Source organism: Rhizobacter sp. Root1238, assembly GCF_001425825.1.
GTDB lineage: Bacteria > Pseudomonadota > Gammaproteobacteria > Burkholderiales > Burkholderiaceae_C > Rhizobacter.
Map to the genome: position 1 here is coordinate 214,977 of NZ_LMDM01000047.1, position 19,280 is coordinate 234,256.

21 protein-coding genes are annotated in these 19,280 nt (G+C 68.0%); 11 read left to right on the top strand and 10 right to left on the bottom strand.

Features of this window, described 5'->3' with window-relative positions:
* Positions 1-6: 6 nt before the first annotated feature.
* The 5 genes from gspK to gspG are packed head-to-tail and all read right to left on the bottom strand — an operon-like array spanning position 7 to position 2,920.
* Positions 7-975, bottom strand: coding sequence for a type II secretion system minor pseudopilin GspK (gspK, locus tag ASC98_RS25065; RefSeq protein ID WP_056817237.1), 969 nt, complete (start codon positions 973-975; stop codon positions 7-9).
* A complete protein-coding gene (locus ASC98_RS25070; RefSeq protein WP_056817239.1) occupies positions 972-1,625 on the bottom strand; it encodes a prepilin-type N-terminal cleavage/methylation domain-containing protein in 654 nt (217 codons plus the stop codon). Before ASC98_RS25070 ends, gspK begins: the two co-directional genes overlap by 4 nt.
* Positions 1,625-2,002: a type II secretion system minor pseudopilin GspI gene (gene gspI / locus ASC98_RS25075; protein ID WP_056817240.1), complete on the bottom strand. Its 378-nt coding sequence runs from the start codon at positions 2,000-2,002 to the stop codon at positions 1,625-1,627. Before gspI ends, ASC98_RS25070 begins: the two co-directional genes overlap by 1 nt.
* Positions 1,999-2,499 carry a prepilin-type N-terminal cleavage/methylation domain-containing protein gene (locus tag ASC98_RS25080; protein WP_056817243.1) on the bottom strand — a complete coding sequence of 167 codons (501 nt, stop codon included), beginning with the start codon at positions 2,497-2,499 and terminating at the stop codon, positions 1,999-2,001. The genes gspI and ASC98_RS25080 overlap by 4 nt, the downstream gene beginning before the upstream one ends.
* Complete coding sequence (gene gspG / locus ASC98_RS25085) at positions 2,483-2,920, bottom strand: type II secretion system major pseudopilin GspG (RefSeq protein ID WP_056817245.1); 438 nt, start codon at positions 2,918-2,920, stop codon at positions 2,483-2,485. The genes ASC98_RS25080 and gspG overlap by 17 nt, the downstream gene beginning before the upstream one ends.
* 75 nt (positions 2,921-2,995) lie before the next feature.
* On the opposite strand from gspG, the gene ASC98_RS25090 reads away from it, so the two are divergent.
* On the top strand, positions 2,996-3,634 hold the full coding sequence (locus tag ASC98_RS25090) for a hypothetical protein (RefSeq protein WP_157598206.1): 639 nt from the start codon (positions 2,996-2,998) through the stop codon (positions 3,632-3,634).
* A gap of 14 nt (positions 3,635-3,648) precedes the next feature.
* Here ASC98_RS25090 and ASC98_RS25095 read toward each other — a convergent pair whose 3' ends face one another.
* Complete coding sequence (locus tag ASC98_RS25095) at positions 3,649-4,728, bottom strand: nicotinate-nucleotide--dimethylbenzimidazole phosphoribosyltransferase (RefSeq protein ID WP_056817248.1); 1,080 nt, start codon at positions 4,726-4,728, stop codon at positions 3,649-3,651.
* 172 nt (positions 4,729-4,900) lie between these two features.
* Positions 4,901-6,481, bottom strand: coding sequence for a threonine ammonia-lyase, biosynthetic (ilvA, locus tag ASC98_RS25100; protein WP_056817249.1), 1,581 nt, complete (start codon positions 6,479-6,481; stop codon positions 4,901-4,903).
* 310 nt (positions 6,482-6,791) lie between these two features.
* Here ilvA and ASC98_RS25105 point away from each other — a divergent pair, with 310 nt between their 5' ends.
* Positions 6,792-7,214 (top strand): OsmC family protein, encoded by a 423-nt coding sequence (locus ASC98_RS25105; protein ID WP_056817251.1) that lies wholly within the window; start codon positions 6,792-6,794, stop codon positions 7,212-7,214.
* A 21-nt stretch (positions 7,215-7,235) separates the two neighbouring features.
* Here the strand turns inward: ASC98_RS25105 and coq7 are convergent, their stop codons facing one another.
* Complete coding sequence (gene coq7, locus ASC98_RS25110) at positions 7,236-7,892, bottom strand: 2-polyprenyl-3-methyl-6-methoxy-1,4-benzoquinone monooxygenase (RefSeq protein ID WP_056817252.1); 657 nt, start codon at positions 7,890-7,892, stop codon at positions 7,236-7,238.
* Positions 7,893-8,135: 243 nt separating this feature from the next.
* Here coq7 and ASC98_RS25115 point away from each other — a divergent pair, with 243 nt between their 5' ends.
* The 8 genes from ASC98_RS25115 (at position 8,136) to ASC98_RS25150 (ending at position 17,404) form a co-directional block, all read left to right on the top strand.
* Positions 8,136-9,188 (top strand): porin, encoded by a 1,053-nt coding sequence (locus ASC98_RS25115; protein ID WP_056817256.1) that lies wholly within the window; start codon positions 8,136-8,138, stop codon positions 9,186-9,188.
* A 201-nt stretch (positions 9,189-9,389) separates the two neighbouring features.
* Positions 9,390-10,529 carry a porin gene (locus tag ASC98_RS25120; protein WP_369820481.1) on the top strand — a complete coding sequence of 380 codons (1,140 nt, stop codon included), beginning with the start codon at positions 9,390-9,392 and terminating at the stop codon, positions 10,527-10,529.
* Positions 10,530-10,670: 141 nt separating this feature from the next.
* Complete coding sequence (locus ASC98_RS25125; protein ID WP_056817260.1) at positions 10,671-11,654, top strand: ABC transporter permease; 984 nt, start codon at positions 10,671-10,673, stop codon at positions 11,652-11,654.
* Complete coding sequence (locus ASC98_RS25130; protein WP_056817262.1) at positions 11,654-12,889, top strand: M20 aminoacylase family protein; 1,236 nt, start codon at positions 11,654-11,656, stop codon at positions 12,887-12,889. Before ASC98_RS25125 ends, ASC98_RS25130 begins: the two co-directional genes overlap by 1 nt.
* Before the next feature lie 43 nt (positions 12,890-12,932).
* Positions 12,933-14,501, top strand: coding sequence for an ABC transporter substrate-binding protein (locus ASC98_RS25135; protein WP_056820544.1), 1,569 nt, complete (start codon positions 12,933-12,935; stop codon positions 14,499-14,501).
* Positions 14,498-15,421, top strand: a complete 924-nt coding sequence (locus ASC98_RS25140) for an ABC transporter permease (RefSeq protein ID WP_369820480.1) — start codon at positions 14,498-14,500, stop codon at positions 15,419-15,421. Before ASC98_RS25135 ends, ASC98_RS25140 begins: the two co-directional genes overlap by 4 nt.
* A 1-nt stretch (position 15,422) precedes the next feature.
* Entirely contained in the window at positions 15,423-16,415 is a 993-nt protein-coding gene (locus ASC98_RS25145; RefSeq protein ID WP_056817265.1) for an ABC transporter ATP-binding protein, read from the top strand.
* Complete coding sequence (locus tag ASC98_RS25150) at positions 16,412-17,404, top strand: ABC transporter ATP-binding protein (protein WP_056817268.1); 993 nt, start codon at positions 16,412-16,414, stop codon at positions 17,402-17,404. The genes ASC98_RS25145 and ASC98_RS25150 overlap by 4 nt, the downstream gene beginning before the upstream one ends.
* Here ASC98_RS25150 and lysA read toward each other — a convergent pair.
* Positions 17,401-18,675, bottom strand: a complete 1,275-nt coding sequence (gene lysA, locus ASC98_RS25155) for a diaminopimelate decarboxylase (protein ID WP_056817270.1) — start codon at positions 18,673-18,675, stop codon at positions 17,401-17,403. The genes ASC98_RS25150 and lysA overlap by 4 nt on opposite strands.
* Positions 18,672-18,953: a lipoprotein gene (locus ASC98_RS29840; protein WP_082542260.1), complete on the bottom strand. Its 282-nt coding sequence runs from the start codon at positions 18,951-18,953 to the stop codon at positions 18,672-18,674. The genes lysA and ASC98_RS29840 overlap by 4 nt, the downstream gene beginning before the upstream one ends.
* Here ASC98_RS29840 and cyaY point away from each other — a divergent pair.
* Positions 18,877-19,239, top strand: a complete 363-nt coding sequence (cyaY, locus tag ASC98_RS25160; protein ID WP_082542220.1) for an iron donor protein CyaY — start codon at positions 18,877-18,879, stop codon at positions 19,237-19,239. The two genes, ASC98_RS29840 and cyaY, sit on opposite strands and share 77 nt — an antisense overlap.
* Positions 19,240-19,280: the final 41 nt, after the last annotated feature.

Below are 19,280 nucleotides of genomic sequence, written 5' to 3' on the forward strand. Positions count from 1 at the left end.
TGCTTGTCAATTACCGCTGTCCATCGAGCTCACGCGTTCGCGCGACAACGGGGTCACGGTGGTGCCGCGGCGCTCGACCACCGAGCGCTGTTCGAGCACCTGGTCGGTCAGCCGCAACCGGCCGCGTACCTCGAAGTAGCTGGTGTTCACGCTGATCTGGGCACCGTTGAGCTGCGGAAAGGTGGCGGGCAGCTGCGCCTGGACATCCGCCGGGCTCTTGAACGGGTTGCGCTGGCGCACCTGGACCAGGCGCTCGGCGGTGCCCACATCGACGTTCATCACCGAGGCCAGCACTTCCTTGCTGGCGGTGTTGGCGTTGATCGGCGTGCGGGTGGGCAGGATGGTGATGTAGGGCTCCAGCCGGGCGAGTGCGGCGGGATCGACGCCCAGCCAGACCAGCTGGTCGAAGCGCTTCGGCAGCAGCGGCGCGTTGGCGGTGCCGGTGGGCGCGCTGGCGCCGGGGACGGGTGGGGTCGCCTGCAGCAGGCCCTTGGCGAGGTTGTCGGCCACCGTCACCGCGACGTTGGCGCGTTCGCACAGGCGCCGGAAGGCTTCAACGTCGGGCGTGCTGGGCTTGCCGCCGTCGACCAGGTTGGTCAGGTTGAAGCGTGCCTGCAGGTCGGAGATGCCGCCGGACAGGAAGGCCTCCGGCGCATCGTCGGTGTTGTCCTTGTCGGCGGCGAGAAAGGTGGACAGCCGCGCTTCCTCGAGCGGCACCGCCCAGGGTTCGCCGAGGTTGTCGGAGCCACCCGACTTGGCGTCTTCCTTCAGGATGATGCGCGACCAGTCGAGCGCGCCAGACAGCATCCACGCGGACTGCGAGCGCGAGCGTTCGGCCGTCTCGACCTGCACCGCCCGCCACTGCTGCCAGACCATCGACACCGCCAGCGTCGCGATCAGCGTGACGATGATCATCGCCATCAGCAGCGCGGCGCCGCGCTGCGCGAAGGCCGGGACCGTGCGGTGGCGCGTCATTGCGGGCCGATCGTCACGTCGCGCGTGACATTGCCGGAGAAGCCGCTGCCTTCGCCGAAGCTCAGCACCAGGCGCACGCCCTGCGGCAGCGGGGTGGTGATGCCCGACGGCGGATTCGGCTGCCCGTTGTTCGGCTGCGTGGGGTCGGCGCTGGACTGCGCATTGGTCCAGGCGTTGCCGCGGTAGTAATACACCTGCCAGTCGGACAGGCCGGTCAGCGTGCGCAGCTGGCCGACCTCGCTGCCGAGGAACTGCTGGCTCGACATCCAGTTCTGCTGCAGTTCGCTGGCCGTCGTGACGACCGGACCGGCCCAGCGCAGCCAGGTGCCGCCGCGCAGCGACCACACCACCATCTGCATGCCGCCGGGCACGCGGCGCGACACGCGCATCGACGCGCCGTCGAACGCCATCGCGCTCGGCAGCACGCCGCTGTCCTGCGCGTTGTCGAGGTCCTGCTCCCACTGGGCGAGCACGCTGCTGACGCGCAGCACCTGCTCGAGCCGCTGCTGGCTCGCGGCGCGCGCGCGCACGATGCCGTCGACGCCCTGCCAGGACATCATCGCGACGATCGCCATGATGGTCATCGCGACCAGCACCTCGATCAGCGTGAAACCGCCGGTGCGGGGGAGGGGCAGGTGGCGGGCGTCCATCAGCGCGGCAGGATGGTCGAGAGCGTCAGCACTGGCTGGTCGTCCTCGTTGAAGATCTGCGCGTCGACGCGCCGGAAGTTCGGGTTCGGCGTCGGCCGCGTGGCCTGCTTGCCCTTGTAGCTGGCGCCGAATTGGTCGCAGCTGAATTCGGAATCGCCGACGCTCGGGAAGGTGTGGCTGAGCTTCAGCCCGGTGAGCTGGTTCTCGGCGCACCACTGGGCCGCGGTGACCTCGACCAGGCGCTGCGTGTTGTTGGTCAGCGCGCCCGCGGCCTTGATGCCGGCGCCGAGCGTGACCGCGATGATGGCCAGCGCGACCAGCACCTCGATCAGCGTGAAGCCGGCCGCGGTGTCGCGCTGCGCGCGGTGGAGGGTCATGGTTGCGCGACCTGCTCGTTGTCGAGCACCACGAACGGGCCGAGCCCGTCGGTGCCGAGCGCGACGTTCTGGTCGTCGAGGTGCAGCACGATGCGCTGGGCGCCGATCAGCGGTTCGGGCCCGAGCACGATGGCCTTGGCGCCGGCGATGTCGGCCGTGACTTCCGGCGTCAGCCACTTGGTCGGCAGGTCGTTGGTGGTCGGCAGGCCGACGAAGCGGAAGCCTTCGGCGGCGTTCGGTTCGGCCGCGCGCGGCAGCCAGGTCACCGCGATGCCCGACGCGCGCGACGCGGCGCGCGCCGATTCGAGCAGCGCGACCAGCCGCGCTGCTTCATGGTCGAGCCGGGTGCTGGCTGGATTGCGGATCGACAGGCTCGCGACCGCCGAGGCGATGGCGATCAAGGTCACCACCACCAGCAGTTCGATCAGCGTGAAGCCGCCCGCATGCGCCCGGCGCGCGAGCCCCGGGCCGCAGCACGGGTCATTGCCAGGAGCCAACTTCGGCGTCTTTGCCTTCACCGCCCACCTGGCCATCGGCACCGAGGCTGTAGACATCGATCTCGCCTTTCACGCCCGGGTTGGCGTATTGGTACGGCTTGCCCCACGGGTCGTTGGGCAGCTTGTCGAGGTAGGGCTTCCAGTTCGGCGGAATGGTGCCGGCGGTCGGCTTGACGACCAGGGCCTGCAGGCCCTGCTCGCCGGACGGGAAGCGCTGGTTGTCGAGCTTGTAGAGCTTGAGCGCCTGCATCAGGTTGTTGACGTCGGTGCGGGCGGCGGTGACGCGCGCTTCGGCGGCGCGGTCGAGCACGTTCGGGACGATCAACGCTGCCAGCACGCCGATGATCACCAGCACGACCATCAGTTCGATCAGCGTGAAGCCGCGCTGGCGGCGAAGGGATTGAAGAGAGGGGCGGGTCATAGGCGTGTCTGCAACAGAGGTGTCAGCAACAATCACGTTACCGTTCGGAGGTGAACGATCAATCATAATCGTCGAATGACTGCGAGATTGTCGGCATTCGTAATCTGGGCCCTGGTGGCCGGATCCATCGTGTTCTGGGGGATGCGCCTCTTCGTGCGGCCGATCCCTGCGCCCTCCAATGCGGTGACGGTGGCAACCTCCGTCGGCTTGCGGGGTGACCTGACACGCCTGCTCGGCGCCGAGCCGGTCGCGGCCGTCGCCGAAGTGTCGCCGGCGGCGAACCGCTTCAAGCTGATCGGCGTGATGGCTGCGAAGACCGGGCCCGAAGGTTCGGCCCCGGGTGTCGCGCTGATCGCGGTCGATGGCAAGCCGGCCCGGGCATTCCTCGCCGGTGCCCGCGTCGACGAGAACTGGGTGCTGCAGACCGTGAGCCTGCGCACTGCATCGATCGGCCCGATGCAGGGCACCCCGGCGCTGGTGCTGGAGATTCCGGCGCTGCCGCCTCCGGCCACCGGCAGCCTGCCGCCGGTGGACACCGCATCGATGCAATCGAATCCGGCGCCGATGCAGCCCCCCGCGCCCCAGATGCAGCCGGCACCGCCGATGCCCGCGGTGCAGGGCGGCGTGCCGCCGCCGCCGACATCGCAATCCAAGGGCGGCGGCATGGGGCGTCCGCGCCCGCCGTACGCCAAGCCCGGCGAGACGGCACGCTGACCTCCCGCTGAAGTTCAGCCGAAGCGGCCCGGCCCCGACGTGTTGGGCGGACCGAACTCCGCGGGCAGCGAGGGCCCCGGATCTTCGCCCTCGGCCACTTCCGTCAGCAGCGCGGCGGCACTGCGCACCAGCGGCCACGCCAGCGTCGCGCCGGTGCCGTCGGTGCTCTCCATGCCGAGTTCGAGCAATGCAAGCGCATGGAACAGTCCCAGCGTCTGCGTCAGGCCCGGGTGGGTGTGGCTGCGGCAGAAGACGCAGTAGTCGGTGACGGTCGGCGCGATGCGCGACGCCACCATCAACGCGGCGCAGGCCGGCACGCCATCCGCCATGATCAGGTGGCGCTTGCTCGACGCGACGAGCATCACGCCGACCATCATCGCGATCTCGAAACCACCATACGCCGCCAGCACCTCGACCGGATCAGTGACGTCGCGGTGACGCCCCTGCGCGCCCTGCAGCACCATCAGCAAGCGGGCTTCGTGGTCGGTCCGCGTGCCGGGGCCACCGAACACCAGGTCGCGGATCGGCTCGCCGGACAGCCCCGACAGCACCAGCGCCGCGCTCTCGTGCGAGCCGACGCCGACGCCGGCACAGGCGATCACGTTGCCGGGCAAGGCATCGGCGATCTCCATGCCGGCGCGGATCGCGGCATGCGCCTGGTCGAGCGTCATCGCGACGTTGACCCGCGCGTTGCGCGTGCCGTGGGCGATCTTGCGGGCCATCAGCCGCGGGTGCGGTGCCACCGCCTCGGCGACGCCGCAGTCGACGACGCTCAGCTCCAGCCCCTGGATGCGTGCGAACACCGACACCGGCAGCTGCGAGGCCAGCAGGTTCTGCACCAACCGGGCCGTCGACGGCTGGCCGACCGGGCTGATGCCGTCGACCGCCAGGCCGTGGTCGGAGGCGAACAGCGCGATCTGCGGCGAACTGAAGCGCGGCTTCAGCGTGTTCTGGATCAGGCCCAGGCGCACCGCCAGCGGTTCGAGCTCGCCCAGGTTGCCGGTCACTTCGCTGCGGCGCTTGAGCTTCTCGCGCAGTGCCTGCTCGAGAAGCGGATTGGCCGTGGGAGAGATCAGTGATCGGTTGACGGACATGGGCAGGTTGTTGGGGCGTGCCGCAGAGGTCGTCATGGAATTCGCCCCGGCGTCGCCGTCACTTCGTTCGCTTCGATTTCGACTGTCGAGCGTGGATTGTGGGGCAGCGTTCGCCGCCGCGGCAATGCCGTGTCACCCCTAGACTGCATGGGCGTTGCGAGCACGGCGGGCCTCAGCGCAGGAACAGGCGGTAGACCGGGTTGTCGGTCTCGTCGACGCACGGGTAGGCGAGGCCCTCGAGGAATTCCTTGAAGGCCTTGCGGTCGCCGCGCGGCAGCTGGATGCCGACCAGGATGCGGCCGTAGTCGGCGCCCTGGTTGCGGTAGTGGAACAGGCTGATGTTCCAGTCCGGGTGCATCGACGACAGGAAGCGCATCAGCGCGCCCGGGCGCTCGGGGAACACGAAGCGGTACAGCCGCTCGTCGTTCGCGAGTTCGCTGCGCCCGCCGACCATGTGGCGCACGTGTTGCTTGGCCAGTTCGTCGTCGGTCAGGTCGACGGTGGCGAAACCCTGCTTGCCGAAGCTGCGCGCGATCTTCGCCGACTCGGCGCGGTTGCTGGTGGCCAGGCCGACGAACACGTGGGCCTGGTTCGCGTCCGAGATGCGGTAGTTGAACTCGGTGACGCTGCGCGCGCCGATCAGCTCGCACAGGCGACGGAAGCTGCCGCGCTCTTCAGGGATCGTCACTGCGAACAGCGCCTCGCGCTCTTCGCCGACTTCGGCCCGCTCCGCGACGAAGCGCAGCCGGTCGAAATTCATGTTGGCGCCGCAGGTGATCGCGACCAGCGTGCAGCCCTTCAGCTTGTGCGTCTCGGCGTACTGCTTGATGGCGGCCACGCCGAGGGCGCCGGCCGGCTCGAGGATGCTGCGGGTGTCCTGGAACACGTCCTTGATCGCGGCGCACACTGCGTCGGTGTCGACCAGCACGAAGTCGTCGACCAGTTCGCGCGTCAGCCGGAAGGTCTCTTCGCCGACCAGCTTGACCGCGGTGCCGTCGGAGAACAGGCCCACGTCGTTCAGTTGCACGCGCTTGCCGGCCTTGACCGAGCGCAGCATCGCGTCGGAGTCGGTGGTCTGCACGCCGATCACCTTGATCTCGGGCCGCACCGCCTTGATGTAGGCGGCGATGCCGGAGACCAGGCCGCCGCCGCCGATCGCGACGAACACCGCGTCGATCGGGCCCTGGTGCTGGCGCAGGATCTCCATCGCGATGGTGCCCTGGCCGGCGATCACGTCCGGGTCGTCGAACGGATGCACGAAGGTCAGGCCGCGGCTCTTCTCGAGTTCGAGCGCGTGCACGTAGGCGTCGGAGTAGCTGTCGCCGAACAGCACGACCTCGCCGCCGAGCGCGCGCACCGCGTCGATCTTCACGCGTGGGGTCGTCACCGGCATAACGACGACCGCGGCGCAGCCGAGCTTGTGGGCGCCGAGCGCCACGCCCTGCGCATGGTTGCCGGCCGAGGCGCAGATGACGCCGCGCTTCAGCGCCGCGGGCTCCAGGTGCGCCATCTTGTTGTACGCGCCGCGCAGCTTGAAGCTGAACACCGGCTGGCTGTCCTCGCGCTTGAGCAGCACCTGGTTGCCGACGCGCTTCGAGAGGCTGCGCGCGGTCTCGAGCGGCGTCTCGTCGGCCACGTCGTAGACCTTGGCGGTCAGGATCTTCTGCAGGTAGTCGGAGAGGCCGAGCGGCGAGCCGGCGGCTTTGACGGGCGCGGGGCGCGGCGATTTCTTCGGGCGAGCGGCGCCAGCCATCGGGAGACTCCTCGGAGGGTTGTTCTGGGGGCGCCGGATGATACGTCAGTGGTCGCCAACCGCACGTCGAGCGCGCGGCCAAGAAAAAAGCCCAAGTCATTGCTGACTTGGGCTGAATCCACCAATGGAGGAGGTGGAGGAGACAAACGGTGATGTCCCGGAAGACATCGATTGCGCGAGTGTAGCCGCAGTGATGCTGCGCTGCAATATCCGTGAGGGGGAACGGTGGCCGCGCGGCGCCTGTCGGCGTGACGGGATGCACAATGCCGGGCGCCCGCTGGGGCGATTTGCCGAAGGCTGGAGTCGAACGATGGAATGCACGATCAACTGGATGCCCGCGACCGGGATGGGCATGGTCGCCGAGACCGGCAGCGGCCATGTGCTGCTGATGGACGGCGCGCCGGATGGTGGGGGCCGCAACCTCGCGCCGCGGCCGATGGAGACGGTGCTCGCCGGCACCGGTGGCTGCACCGCCTACGACGTGGTGCTGATCCTGAAGCGCGGCCGGCACGAGGTGACCGGTTGCCAGGTGAAGGTGCAGGCCGAACGGGCGCCGGTCGACCCGAAGGTCTTCACGAAGATCCACCTGCATTTCACCGTCAGCGGCAAGGGCTTGCCGGCGCAGGCCGTCGAACGCGCGATCCAGATGTCGCACGACAAGTACTGCTCGGCCACCATCATGCTGGCCGAGACGGCCGAGATCACGACCAGTTTCGAGATCGTCGAGGCCTGAGCCGCGTTCGGCCCGATCGCGTCAGATGCGGTGCGCGGTGGCCGTCATGACGCGTGCCGCCAGGCGCATCGCGGTGCGTACCGGCCGTGGCAACGCGACGCCGCCGGCATGGCGCGCGTCGTCGGCATGCCGAGCTTCGTCGTCCTTCATCTGCTGCACGATGGCGCGCGATGCGTCGTCCGCGGCGGGCAACTGCTCGTTGTGGCCCGCCAGGTGCGCCTCGACCTGGCGTTCCGTTTCGACGATGAAGCCGAGGCTGATGCGGTCACCGGCCAGGCCGGCCACCCAGCCGATGCCGAAGGCGCCCGCGTACCACAGCGGGTTCAACAGGCTGCGGTGCGCCTGCAGTTCGACCAGCCGCTGGTGCGTCCACGACAGGTGGTCCGCCTCTTCCCGCGCGGCGGCCTCGCAGTGCGTGCGCAGCGCCGGATCGCGCGCCGTCAGCGCCTGCGCCTGGTAGAGCGCCTGCGCGCAGACCTCGCCGACGTGGTTGACGCGCATCAGGGCGCCAGACAACTGCTGTTCGGCCTGCGTCAGGGTCGGCAGCGTGCGCGCCGGCGTGGGTTTCGATGCGGCGCCGGGTGTCGATGCCGCCAGGGTTCTGAGGGCGCTGTCGGCCGCGCCCAGCCATTGGTCGACGCGCGACAGCGAACGGCCGGAAGTTGGGAAGGAAGCCATGGGTGCAGGATACCGAACGATCGCGAACGTCGAACTGCGCCAGCACAGCAAGCATGCTTTCGTGTCGATTCCGTGCACGTTGTGCTCAGACAACAAATGGCCCCAATGCAGCGCCACGAGCCTTTGCTTACATGCCGCGCTCTGGTGCAATACGGCAACTTCCACTGAGGAGGTTGGCTCGGTCTGTCCCCGGCGGGGATTCTGGTGACCGGGACCTCTTGTTCAACTTAGGAGATCGTCGCAATGAAAAAATCTCTACTCGTTCTCGCAGCTCTGGGCGCTTTTGCCGGTGCAGCTTCGGCGCAGTCGTCGGTCACGCTGTTCGGTATCGTCGACGTCAACGCCCGCTACACCAAGAACGGCGACCTGAAGGTCAAGTCGCTTAGCACGGACGGCCTCAACAGCAGCCGCCTCGGCTTTCGTGGTGTCGAGGACCTGGGTGGCGGCCTGAAGGCCGGCTTCTGGCTGGAAACGAGCTTTGGTGCTGATTCGGGCTCCGGTGGCACCACCAGCGGCAACTCGACGAACAGCACGAACCGCTTCTGGCATCGTCGTTCGACCGTCAGCCTGCTCGGCAACTTCGGTGAAATCCGTGCTGGTCGCGAACTGACCGCAACCTACACGGGCTTTGCCGACTACGACGTGATGGGCACGAACGGCGTCGGCGACGTCGGTCACTTCAACAACCCGACCACCGTCGGCGCTACGCTGGTCGACACGGCCACCCGTGCCGACAACATGGTGAGCTACTACACCCCGGCTCTGGGCGGCTTGTATGCCCGCGCGTCGGTGGCCGCTGGTGAAGGCACCACCGGCAAGAAGCACATCGCCGGCCGCATCGGCTACGCTGCCGGTCCGCTGGACGTGTCGGGCTCCTACGGCACGACGGAAGCCAACGCAACTGAAGACAAGTACAAGAAGGGCAACATCGGCGCTTCGTACGACTTCGGTGTCGTCAAGGTCCTGGGCTTTGTTTCTCAAGCCAAGTTCCTGGATGCCAAGCAAAACGTGATCGACGTCGGCGTCTCGGTGCCGGTCGGCCCGAGCACCTTCCGCGTTGGCTATGTCCGTGTCGATGCCAAGGGCACGATCGGCGCTACCAACATCGATGCCAACGACGCCAACCAGTTCGCGATCGGCTACCAGTACGACCTGTCCAAGCGCACCGCGCTGTACAGCACGTACGCCCAGATCAAGAACAAGGGCGCTGCCGCCTTCACCGTGGCAACGCCCCCGGCAGCAGTGGCTGGCCAGAAGTCGCAAGGCTTCGAAGCCGGTATCCGCCACTCGTTCTGATCGCAGCGGCACGGCTTGCCGTGTCACGCTGATGCAGACCGTTCAAAGGCCGCCTTCGGGCGGCCTTTTTCATGGGCGTGTCGCCTGAGTGACACGAATTGACACAACAAGAACGATCAGCGCTTTGTCGCAATCAAGGTTTACGCCAGTGAACGGGCAGCAACAAGGAAGCGCACGACCGTGCAGCTTCCGTGACAATTAATTCAACAAGAATTCGTTCGCTACCGACAACAGGAGACAACTGTGAAAAAGACGATCTTGGTGACTGCGGCACTCGCTGCGATGGGTTCTTCGGCATTCGCGCAGTCGAGTGTCACGATCTACGGCATCGTCGACGTGGCGGTGCGTCACACGTCGAACGAGCAGAACTCCGGAGGCGACGAGGGCATGTGGCGCGAAATAGGCGGCGGCATGTCGCAAAGCCGCCTGGGCATCAACACCGTCGAAGACCTTGGTGGCGGCAACAAGGCGCTGGTCAACCTGGAGCACCGGCTGTTGCCCGACAACGGCACGCAAGCCGCCACACAGTTCTGGCAGCAGTCCTGGGTCGGCTTGCAGACCGGCTTCGGTCGCGTGTCCCTGGGACGGCAATACAACGTGCTGTTCGACGTCGTCACCAGCACCTACGCGTCCTATCCCTATTCGCCGTACTTCGAGGCCTACAAGCCGGAGATCGGATTCGCGCTGGGCGCCCGCGCCGACAACATGGTCAAGTACCTGATCGAAGTCGGTCCGGTGCGCGCCGCGCTGCAGGTGTCGGCGGGTGAGGGCTCGGCCACCGGCGGGAAGACTGTCGGCGGCTACCTGCGCTATTCGGACAGCGGCATCGGTGCAGGCCTCGGCTACGAAGAGTATGAATTCGCGTCGGGCAAGAAATTGAAGGGCACGACCTTCGGTGCGTCGTACAAGACAGGCCCGTGGTACTTCAATGCCGGCTGGGGCGAGAACAAGGTCGACCCGGGCCTGACAGCCACCGACAGGGCGGTTCTCGGCTCGTTCTGGACCGGCACCGCCAACGGTGGCTTCGGCGGCGCGGCCTTCCTGGCGGCCGACAAGCGCCAGATCTGGAGCGTCGGCACCAACTTCCAGGCCACGACCGAGCTGAACCTCGGCATCCATTACTTCCATGCGAAGCAGAGCGGGCCGCTGGCGTCCGCCGATGCCACCGCGAAGTTCCTGACAGCCGCTGCCGACTATGCACTGTCCAAGCGCACGGATGCCTACGTCGAGGCCGACACCACCAAGCTGAGCGGCAACGTCAGCCTGAACGGCGCCGGCGGTGCGGCCAACGGCGCCCAGAAGCGCAATGGCTTCACGATCGGGCTGCGCCACCGCTTCTGATCTCCGACGCGTTTTGCAAGCCAGGGCCGCCATCGAGCGGCCCTTTTTTCATGCGTGTGCAGACGCCGGGCCCCTCGTTTGCCCGAGGCGGTTCGGAAGTTGCTTCGGAAGTAAAGTCACGCGGGATCCCTTCACGCACGCATGCTCGCCTTCATCATTCGCCGGTTCCTTCAAGCCATCGTCGTGATGCTGTCGGTGGCCTTCATCTCCTTCATGCTGTTCCAGTATGTCGGCGACCCGGTCACCAACCTGCTCGGCCAGGAGGCGACGCCCGCGCAGCGGGCACAGCTGCGCGCCGACCTGGGGCTCGACAAGCCGTTTCCGATCCAGTTCGCACGCTTCGTCGGCAATGCGGTGCAAGGCGAGTTCGGGCTGAGCCTGCGCCAGGGCCGCAAGGTGTCGTCGCTGATCGTCGAGCGGCTGCCCGCGACGCTCGAACTCTCGTTCACTGCCGCAGTGATCGCGCTGGCGATCGGCATTCCGTTCGGCGTCTATGCTGCACTGCGACGCGGCAGTTTCCTGTCGCAGTCGCTGATGACGCTGTCTCTGCTCGGCGTGTCGCTGCCCACGTTCCTGATCGGCATCCTGCTGATCTATGTCTTTGCCGTCACGCTGAAGTGGCTGCCCAGCTTCTCGCGCGGCGAGGTGGTCGCCTTCGGGGCGTGGACCTCGGGCTTCTTCACCGTCGACGGCTGGAAGCACCTGATCCTGCCGTCGGTCACGCTGGCGGCCTTCCAGTTGACGCTGATCATGCGGCTCGTCCGCTCCGAGATGCTCGAGGTGCTGCGGGCCGACTACATCAAGTTCGCCCGCGCGCGCGGCTTGCCGAACCGGGTCGTGTATTTCTCGCATGCGCTGCGCAACACGCTGGTGCCGGTGATCACGATCACCGGGCTGCAGCTCGGCGCGCTGATCGCGTTCGCCATCATCACCGAGCAGGTGTTCCAGTGGCCCGGCATGGGGCTGCTGTTCATCCAGGCGGTGACCTTTGCCGACATCCCGGTGATGGCGGCCTACCTCTGCCTGATCGCGTTGATCTTCGTCGTGATCAACCTGGTCGTCGATCTTCTCTACTTTGCCGTCGATCCGCGCCTGCGCGTGGAGCGCACGGCAGGAGTGCACTGATGATGCGTGAATCCGCACCCCTGGCGGCGTCGGGCGCCTACCAGCGGCTGGCCGGCTGGCAGTCCGAGTTGATGGCGTTTCGCCGCGACCTGCACGCCCATCCAGAGCTCGGCTTCGAAGAAGTGCGCACCGCCTCCAAGGTGGTCGAGGCGCTGCGGGTCTGCGGCGTCGACGAGATCCACACCGGCATCGGCAAGACCGGCGTGGTCGGCGTGATCCACGGCAGCCGGGCGGCCGGCGCCAACGGCTCGAACGGTGCGGCTGTCGCGAAGTCGATCGGCCTGCGCGCCGACATGGACGCGCTGCCGATGCGCGAGGAGAACGACTTCCCGTGGCGCTCGGCGACGCCGGGCCTGATGCATGGCTGCGGGCACGACGGCCACACCGCGATGCTGGTCGGCGCGGCGCGCTACCTGGCCCAGACCCGCCAGTTCGCCGGCGACGTCGTGCTGATCTTCCAGCCGGGCGAGGAAGGTTTCGCCGGTGCGAAGGCGATGGTCGACGACGGGCTGTTCGACCGCTTCCCGGTCGATTCGGTCTACGCGATGCACAACTGGCCGAGCATGCAGCCGGGTTGCATCGGCCTGAACATGGGCGCGATGATGGCCGCGGCCGACCGCGTCGAGATCACCGTCAACGGCCGCGGCGGCCACGGCGCGCACCCGTACATGGCGATCGACCCGGTGCTGGTCGCCGCGCACATCATCACCGCGGCGCAAAGCCTGGTGTCGCGCAGCGTCAACCCGCTCGACAGCGCGGTCGTCAGCCTGTGCGCGATGCAGGCCGGCGACCTCGGCGCATTCAGCGTGATCCCGCGCCAGGCCAAGCTGATGGGCACGGTGCGCACCTTCAAGCGCGAGGTGCAGGACATGATCGAAGAGCGCCTGGGCCGGCTGGCCGAATCGATCGCGCTCGGCTTCGGCGCGACCGCGAGCCTCGACTACCAGCGCGTCTACCCGGCGACCATCAACACGCCGCGCGAGGCAGCCTTTGCGGCCGATGTCGCCGCCAGCCTGGTCGGCGAGGACAAGGTGGTGCGCGAACTGGTGCCGAGCATGGGCGCCGAGGACTTCTCGTTCATGCTGCAGGCGCGCCCCGGCGCCTACCTGCGCATCGGCCAGGGCGGCGAGGGCGGCTGCTTCCTGCACAGCACCCGCTACGACTTCAATGACGAGATCCTGCCGCTCGGCAGCGCCTTGCTCGCGACGCTCGCCGAGCACGCGATGCCGCTGTAGCCGCCGACCCGCCCGCCGTTCGTTCATCCCCAAGGAGTCCACGATGATGTTGAAACCCACCCTGCTCGCGGCTGTGCTGTTCCTGTCGTGCGGCATGGCCGGTGCCGTGACCTTGCGCATCGCCAACCAGGGCGATGCGCAATCGATGGATCCGCATTCGCTGAACGAGACGCTGCAGCTCACCTTCACCGGCAACGTCTATGAGCCGCTGGTCGGTCGCGACAGGAAACTCGGCCTCGCGCCGATCCTCGCGACCGAATGGAAGCAGACTTCGCCGACGGTGTGGCGCTTCGAGTTGCGCAAGGGGGTGACGTTCCACGACGGCACGCCGTTCAGCGCCGACGACGTGGTGTTCTCGCTGAAGCGCGCGGCCGGCGAAGGCTCCGACATGCAGAGCTACACCTCGCCGTTCAAGGAAGTGCGCAAGGTCGGCCCGCTGACGATCGAGATCGAGACCCTCGCGCCGTTCCCGATCCTGCCGGACGTGCTGACCAACGTCTTCATGATGAGCAGGAAGTGGTGCGAGGAGAACAAGGCGGTGATCCCGGTCGATCGCCGCAAGGGCATCGAGAACACCGCGAGCTTCAAGGCCAACGGCACCGGCCCGTTCCGATTGAAGGAGCGCCAGCCGTCGGCTCGCACCGTGCTGGTTCGCAACGGCACGTACTGGGGCAAGATCGACGGCAATGTCGGCGAGGTGATCTTCACGCCGATCGGCAGCGCCCCCACGCGCGTCGCGGCGCTGCTGTCGGGCGAGGTCGACGTGATCGAGCCGGTGCCGCTGCAGGACATCGAGCGCATCAAGGCGTCGCCGAACCTGAAGGTGTCGCAGGGGCCCGAGCTGCGCACGATCTTCCTCGGCATGGACCAGAAGCGCGACGAGCTGCAGTTCTCGAGCGTGAAAGGCAAGAATCCGTTCAAGGACAAGCGCGTGCGGCAGGCGTTCTACCAGGCGATCGACATCGAGACGATCAAGAACCGCGTGATGCGCGGCGCGTCGCTGCCGTCGGCGCTGATGGTGGGGCCGGGCATCCGCGGCTTCACGCCGGAGCAGAACAAGCGGCTGCCCTACGACGTCGATGCGGCCAAGAAACTGCTGGCCGAAGCCGGCTACCCGGCGGGCTTCGAGGTCGGGCTGAACTGCCCGAACGACCGTTATGTCAACGATGCCGACATCTGCCAGGCGGTGGCCGCCAACCTCGCGCGCATCGGCGTGAAGGTCAACCTGCAGACCGAAACCAAGAACACCTACTTTCCGAAGATCCTGCGCCGCGACACCAGTTTCTACCTGCTCGGCTGGACGCCCAGCACCTACGACGCCCACAACGCACTGACCTCGCTGATGGCCACGCCCACCGACAAGGGCCAGGGTCAGTTCAATCTCGGTTCGTACAGCAACCCGAAGGTCGACGAGCTGACGCTGAAGATCCAGAGCGAGACCGACCAGGCGAAGCGCAACGCGATGATCAAGGAGGCATTCGAGCTGCATGCCAACGACGTCGGCCACATCCCGCTGCACCAGCAGGCGCTCGCGTCGGCGATGAAGAAGAACGTCGACATCGTCCAGTTGCCCGACAACTTCATGCCCTACAAGTGGGTGACGGTGAAATGACGGCCGGGCTGCGGCGGACCTTGCGACAATTCTTCGACGGCGATCTCTGGTACAGCTTCCGCCGATCGCCGACCGCGATGGTGGCGGCGGTCGTCGCTTTCGCCTGCATCTTCTGCGCGCTGTTCGCCGAACTGGTCGCGCCGCACAACCCGATGGACCTCGCGACGCTGGAGCTCGCCGATTCGCGGCTGCCTCCGGCGTGGCTGCCCGAGGGCAGCTCGAAGTACCTGCTCGGCACCGACGACCAGGGCCGCGACATCCTGTCGGCGTTGATCTACGGCTCGCGCATCTCGCTGCTGGTGGGTGTCGCGTCGGTGCTGGTGTCGCTCGCGGTCGGCGTGTCGCTCGGGCTGCTGGCCGGCTTCGTCGGCGGCAAGACCGACGCCTTCATCATGCGGCTGTGCGACGTGATGCTGTCGTTTCCGTCGATCCTGGTCGCCCTGCTGATCGACGGCGTCGGACGGGCGGTGTTCCCGAATGCGCACGAAGGCCTGGCGTTCGCGGTGCTGATCGTCGCGATCTCGCTGACCGGCTGGGTGCAGTACGCGCGCACGGTGCGCGGCTCGACGCTGGTCGAGCGCAACAAGGAGTACGTGCAGGCCGCCCGCGTGATCGGCGTGCCGACGCTGCGCATCATGCGCCGCCACGTGCTGCCCAACGTCACCGGGCCGGTGATGGTGCTGGCGACGATCCAGGTCGCGTCGGCGATCCTGATCGAAGCCACCTTGTCGTTCCTCGGCGTCGGCGTGCCGCCGACGTCGCCGTCGCTCGGCACGCTGATCCGCGTCGGCAACGACCTGCTGTTCTCCGGCGAATGGTGGATCACGCTCTACCCCGGCGCGATGCTGGTGATGATCGCGCTCAGCGTGAACCTGCTCGGCGATTGGCTGCGCGACGCCCTCAACCCCAAGCTCCGCTGACATGCCGGCCCTGCTCGAAGTGAAGAACCTGCGCGTCGAGTTCCCGACGCGGCGCGGCACGCTGGTCGCGCTCGACGACGTGTCGTTCGACATCGCGCCCGGCGAGATCCTCGGCGTGGTCGGCGAATCGGGAGCCGGCAAGTCGCTGACGGGCGCGGCGATCATCGGCCTGCTCGATCCGCCCGGCCGCGTCGCCGCCGGCGAGATCCGCTTTCAGGGCCAGCGCATCGACAACCTGCCGTACGAACAGATGCGCCGCATGCGCGGCAAGCACATCGGCGCGATCTTCCAGGACCCGCTGACCTCGCTGAACCCGTTGTTCACCGTCGGCCGCCAGCTCGTCGAGACGATCCAGACCCACCTGCCGCTCGATGCGGCCGAAGCGCGCCGGCGTGCGATCGACCTGCTGAAGGAGACCGGCATCCCGGCCGCCGAGTCGCGCATCGACCAGTACCCGCACCAGTTTTCCGGCGGCATGCGCCAGCGGGTCGTGATCGCGCTCGCGCTGGCCGGCAACCCGCAGCTGATCGTCGCCGACGAGCCGACGACCGCGCTGGACGTGTCGATCCAGGCGCAGATCATTTCGCTGCTGAAGCGGCTGTGCAAGGAGCACGGCGCGGCGGTGATGCTGGTCACGCACGACATGGGCGTGATCGCCGAAACCTGCGACCGCGTCGCGGTGATGTACGCCGGCAGGGTCGCCGAGATCGGTCCGGTGAACGACGTGATCCATGCACCGGCGCACCCCTACACCGCCGGGCTGATGGGCTCGATCCCCGCGATGGACCTCGACCGCGAGCGCCTGCTGCAGATCGACGGCGCGATGCCGCGGCTGAACGCGATCCCGCGCGGCTGCGCCTTCAACCCGCGCTGCCCGAAGGTGTTCGAACGCTGCCGCGAGCAGCGGCCGGACCTGCTGGCGGCCGGTGCGACACGCGCCGCCTGCTGGTTGCACGACACGGCCGCTGCGGCCGCCGCGGGAGCCGCGCGATGAACGTGCTGGTGGAAGTGCGCGACCTGGTGAAGACCTTCGACGTCTCGGCCCCGTGGCTGAACCGCGTGATCGAGCGCAAGCCCCGGCAGCGGGTGCACGCGGTCGACGGCATCAGCTTCTCGATCGAACGCGGCACCACGCTCGCGCTCGTCGGCGAATCGGGCTGCGGCAAGAGCACCGTGGCGCGGCTGTTGGTCGGCCTGCAGGCGCCGACGGCCGGCGAGGTGCATTTCGGTCACAAGAACATCGCGTTGACGCTGGCCAGCCAGGACGCCGCGGCGTTGCGCCGGCGCATGCAGATGATCTTCCAGGATCCGTTCGCGAGCCTGAACCCGCGCTGGAAGGTGCACCAGATCGTCGGCGAACCGCTGACCGAGCACGGCCTGATCACCGACCGGGCGCAGCTGAAGGCCAAGGTCGGCGAACTGCTGCAGTCGGTGGGTCTCGCGAGTGCCGACATGGAGAAATTCCCGCACCAGTTCTCCGGCGGGCAGCGGCAACGCATCTCGATCGCGCGGGCGCTGGCCACCGAGCCGGAGTTCCTGGTCTGCGACGAGCCGACCTCGGCGCTCGACGTGTCGGTGCAGGCGCAGGTGCTCAACATCATGAAGGACCTGCAGCGCAGCCGCGGGCTCACCTACCTGTTCATCTCGCACAACCTGGCGGTCGTGCGGCATGTCAGCGACCAGGTCGGCGTGATGTACCTCGGCCGGGTGGTCGAGCTGGCGCCGAAGGCCGAGATCTTCGCGCGACCGCGCCACCCGTACACGCGGATGCTGCTGGATGCGATTCCGGACATCGCGATGAGCGGGCGCGCGCGCACGCCGGTGCAGGGCGAGGTGCCGAACCCGCTGAGCCCGCCGAGCGGCTGCTCGTTCCACCCGCGCTGCCCGTACGCGAACGAGCGCTGCCGGGCGGAGCGGCCGGCGCTGTTGGCGATCAACGGCATCCAAGTCGCCTGCCACGCCGTGGCGGAGGGAAGAATCTAGACGGCCGGCAGCAGGTGCTCGCCCGCGAACAAGGCGGCGGGATCCTCGCGGTCGCGGATCAGCCAGGCCTGCGCGCCCGACACCAGCACCTCGGCGGCGCGCGGCCGCGTGTTGTAGTTGCTGGCCATGCTCATGCCGTAGGCACCGGCGGACAGCACCGCGACCCGGTCGCCGGGCTGCACGGCCAGCGGGCGATCGCGCCCGAGCCAGTCGCCCGATTCGCAGACCGGGCCGACCACGTCCCAGGTCAGTGGTGGCGTGGTCCGCGTGCGGCACGGCACGATGGCCATCCAGGCCTCGTACATCGCCGGGCGGGCGAGGTCGTTCATCGCGGCATCGACGATGCAGAAGTTCTTCTCGTCGCCCGGCTTCAGGTACAGCACCTCGCCGAGCAGCACGCCGGCATTGCCGACCAGCGAGCGGCCCGGCTCGAACAGCACCTTGCGGTGGCCGTGGCCGCGGGAATCGATGCGCGCCAGCAGTTGCGCGACCAGCACGCCGGCCTCGGGCGGGGTCTCGTCGGTGTAGGTGATGCCCAGGCCGCCGCCGACATCGATGTGCTGCAGCCGGATGCCCTGCGCCTCGACCGCCTCGACCAGGTCGAGCAGCCGGTCGAGCGCATCGAGGTAGGGCGTGGCTTCGGTGATCTGCGAGCCGATGTGGCAGTCGATGCCGACGACCTCGAGCCCGGGCAGCGCGGCGGCGCGCTGGTAGGTCGCCACCGCGCGCTCGTGCGCGATGCCGAACTTGTTGCCCTTCAGTCCGGTGGAGATGTAGGGGTGGGTGCCGGCGTCGACATCGGGGTTCACGCGAAGGCTGATGCGGGCCGTGTGGCCGCTCGCGACCGCCACCTGCGACAGCAGTTCCAGCTCGGGTTCGCTCTCGACGTTGAAGCACATCACGCCGGCTTCGAGCGCCTCGCGCATCTCGGCGCGGGTCTTGCCGACGCCCGAGAACACGATGCGCGATGCCGGCGCGCCGGCCGCCAGCACGCGCTTCAGCTCGCCGCCGGAGACGATGTCGAAGCCGCAGCCGGCCTGCGCGAAGGTCTGCAGAACGGCCAGGTTCGAATTGGCCTTCATCGCATAGCAGATCAGGTGGTCGCGGCCGGCGAGCGCGCGCTGGTAGCTGTCGAGCGCGGCCAGCATCGCGCTGCGCGAGTACACGTACAGCGGCGTGCCGAAACGGTCCGCCAGGTCGTTCAGCGCGCAGTCTTCGATGGCGAGGTCATCGCCACGGTAGGCGATGTGGGGCGAGCCGGGCAGGGTCATGGCGAGGGAGCGGAAGCGGAGGGCGGGGCGGAGGCAGCTGCGGCCGGGACCGATGCCGCGGGAGCGGGAAGTTTGAGCGGGCCCTTCTGGCCACAGGCCGCCAGCGAGAGCGCCGCGGCCAAAGACACCAATGCGCCCAGTGTGGACGGGCGTCTCGCTACACTGCGCTGCTGCTGAAACATGCGAACAATTCTACCGGCCATGACTGTCGAGATCGTCCCCACGCCCCTGAGCGATGCCCAGTTCCACGCGCTGACCGGCGCCATCCTGTCGAGCATCGAGGCCAGCGTCGACGCCTGGCTGCAGGACGACCTGATCGACATCGATGCCGAACGCACCGGCGGCTTGCTGCAGCTGAGCTTTCCGAACGGCAGCAAGCTGGTGATCAACACCCAGCCGCCGCTGCACGAGCTGTGGCTCGCGGCCCGCTCGGGTGGGTACCACTACAAGCATGTGAACGGGCGCTGGCTCGACACGCGCGAAGGACGGGAGTTCTTCGCCGACCTGTCCACCTGTGCCAGCGAGCAGGGCGGGCAACCGCTCGTGTTCCCGCGGCCCGCTTGACGCGCGGCGGGCCGAGCGCCGGGCCGCCCCAAGCCTGTCCT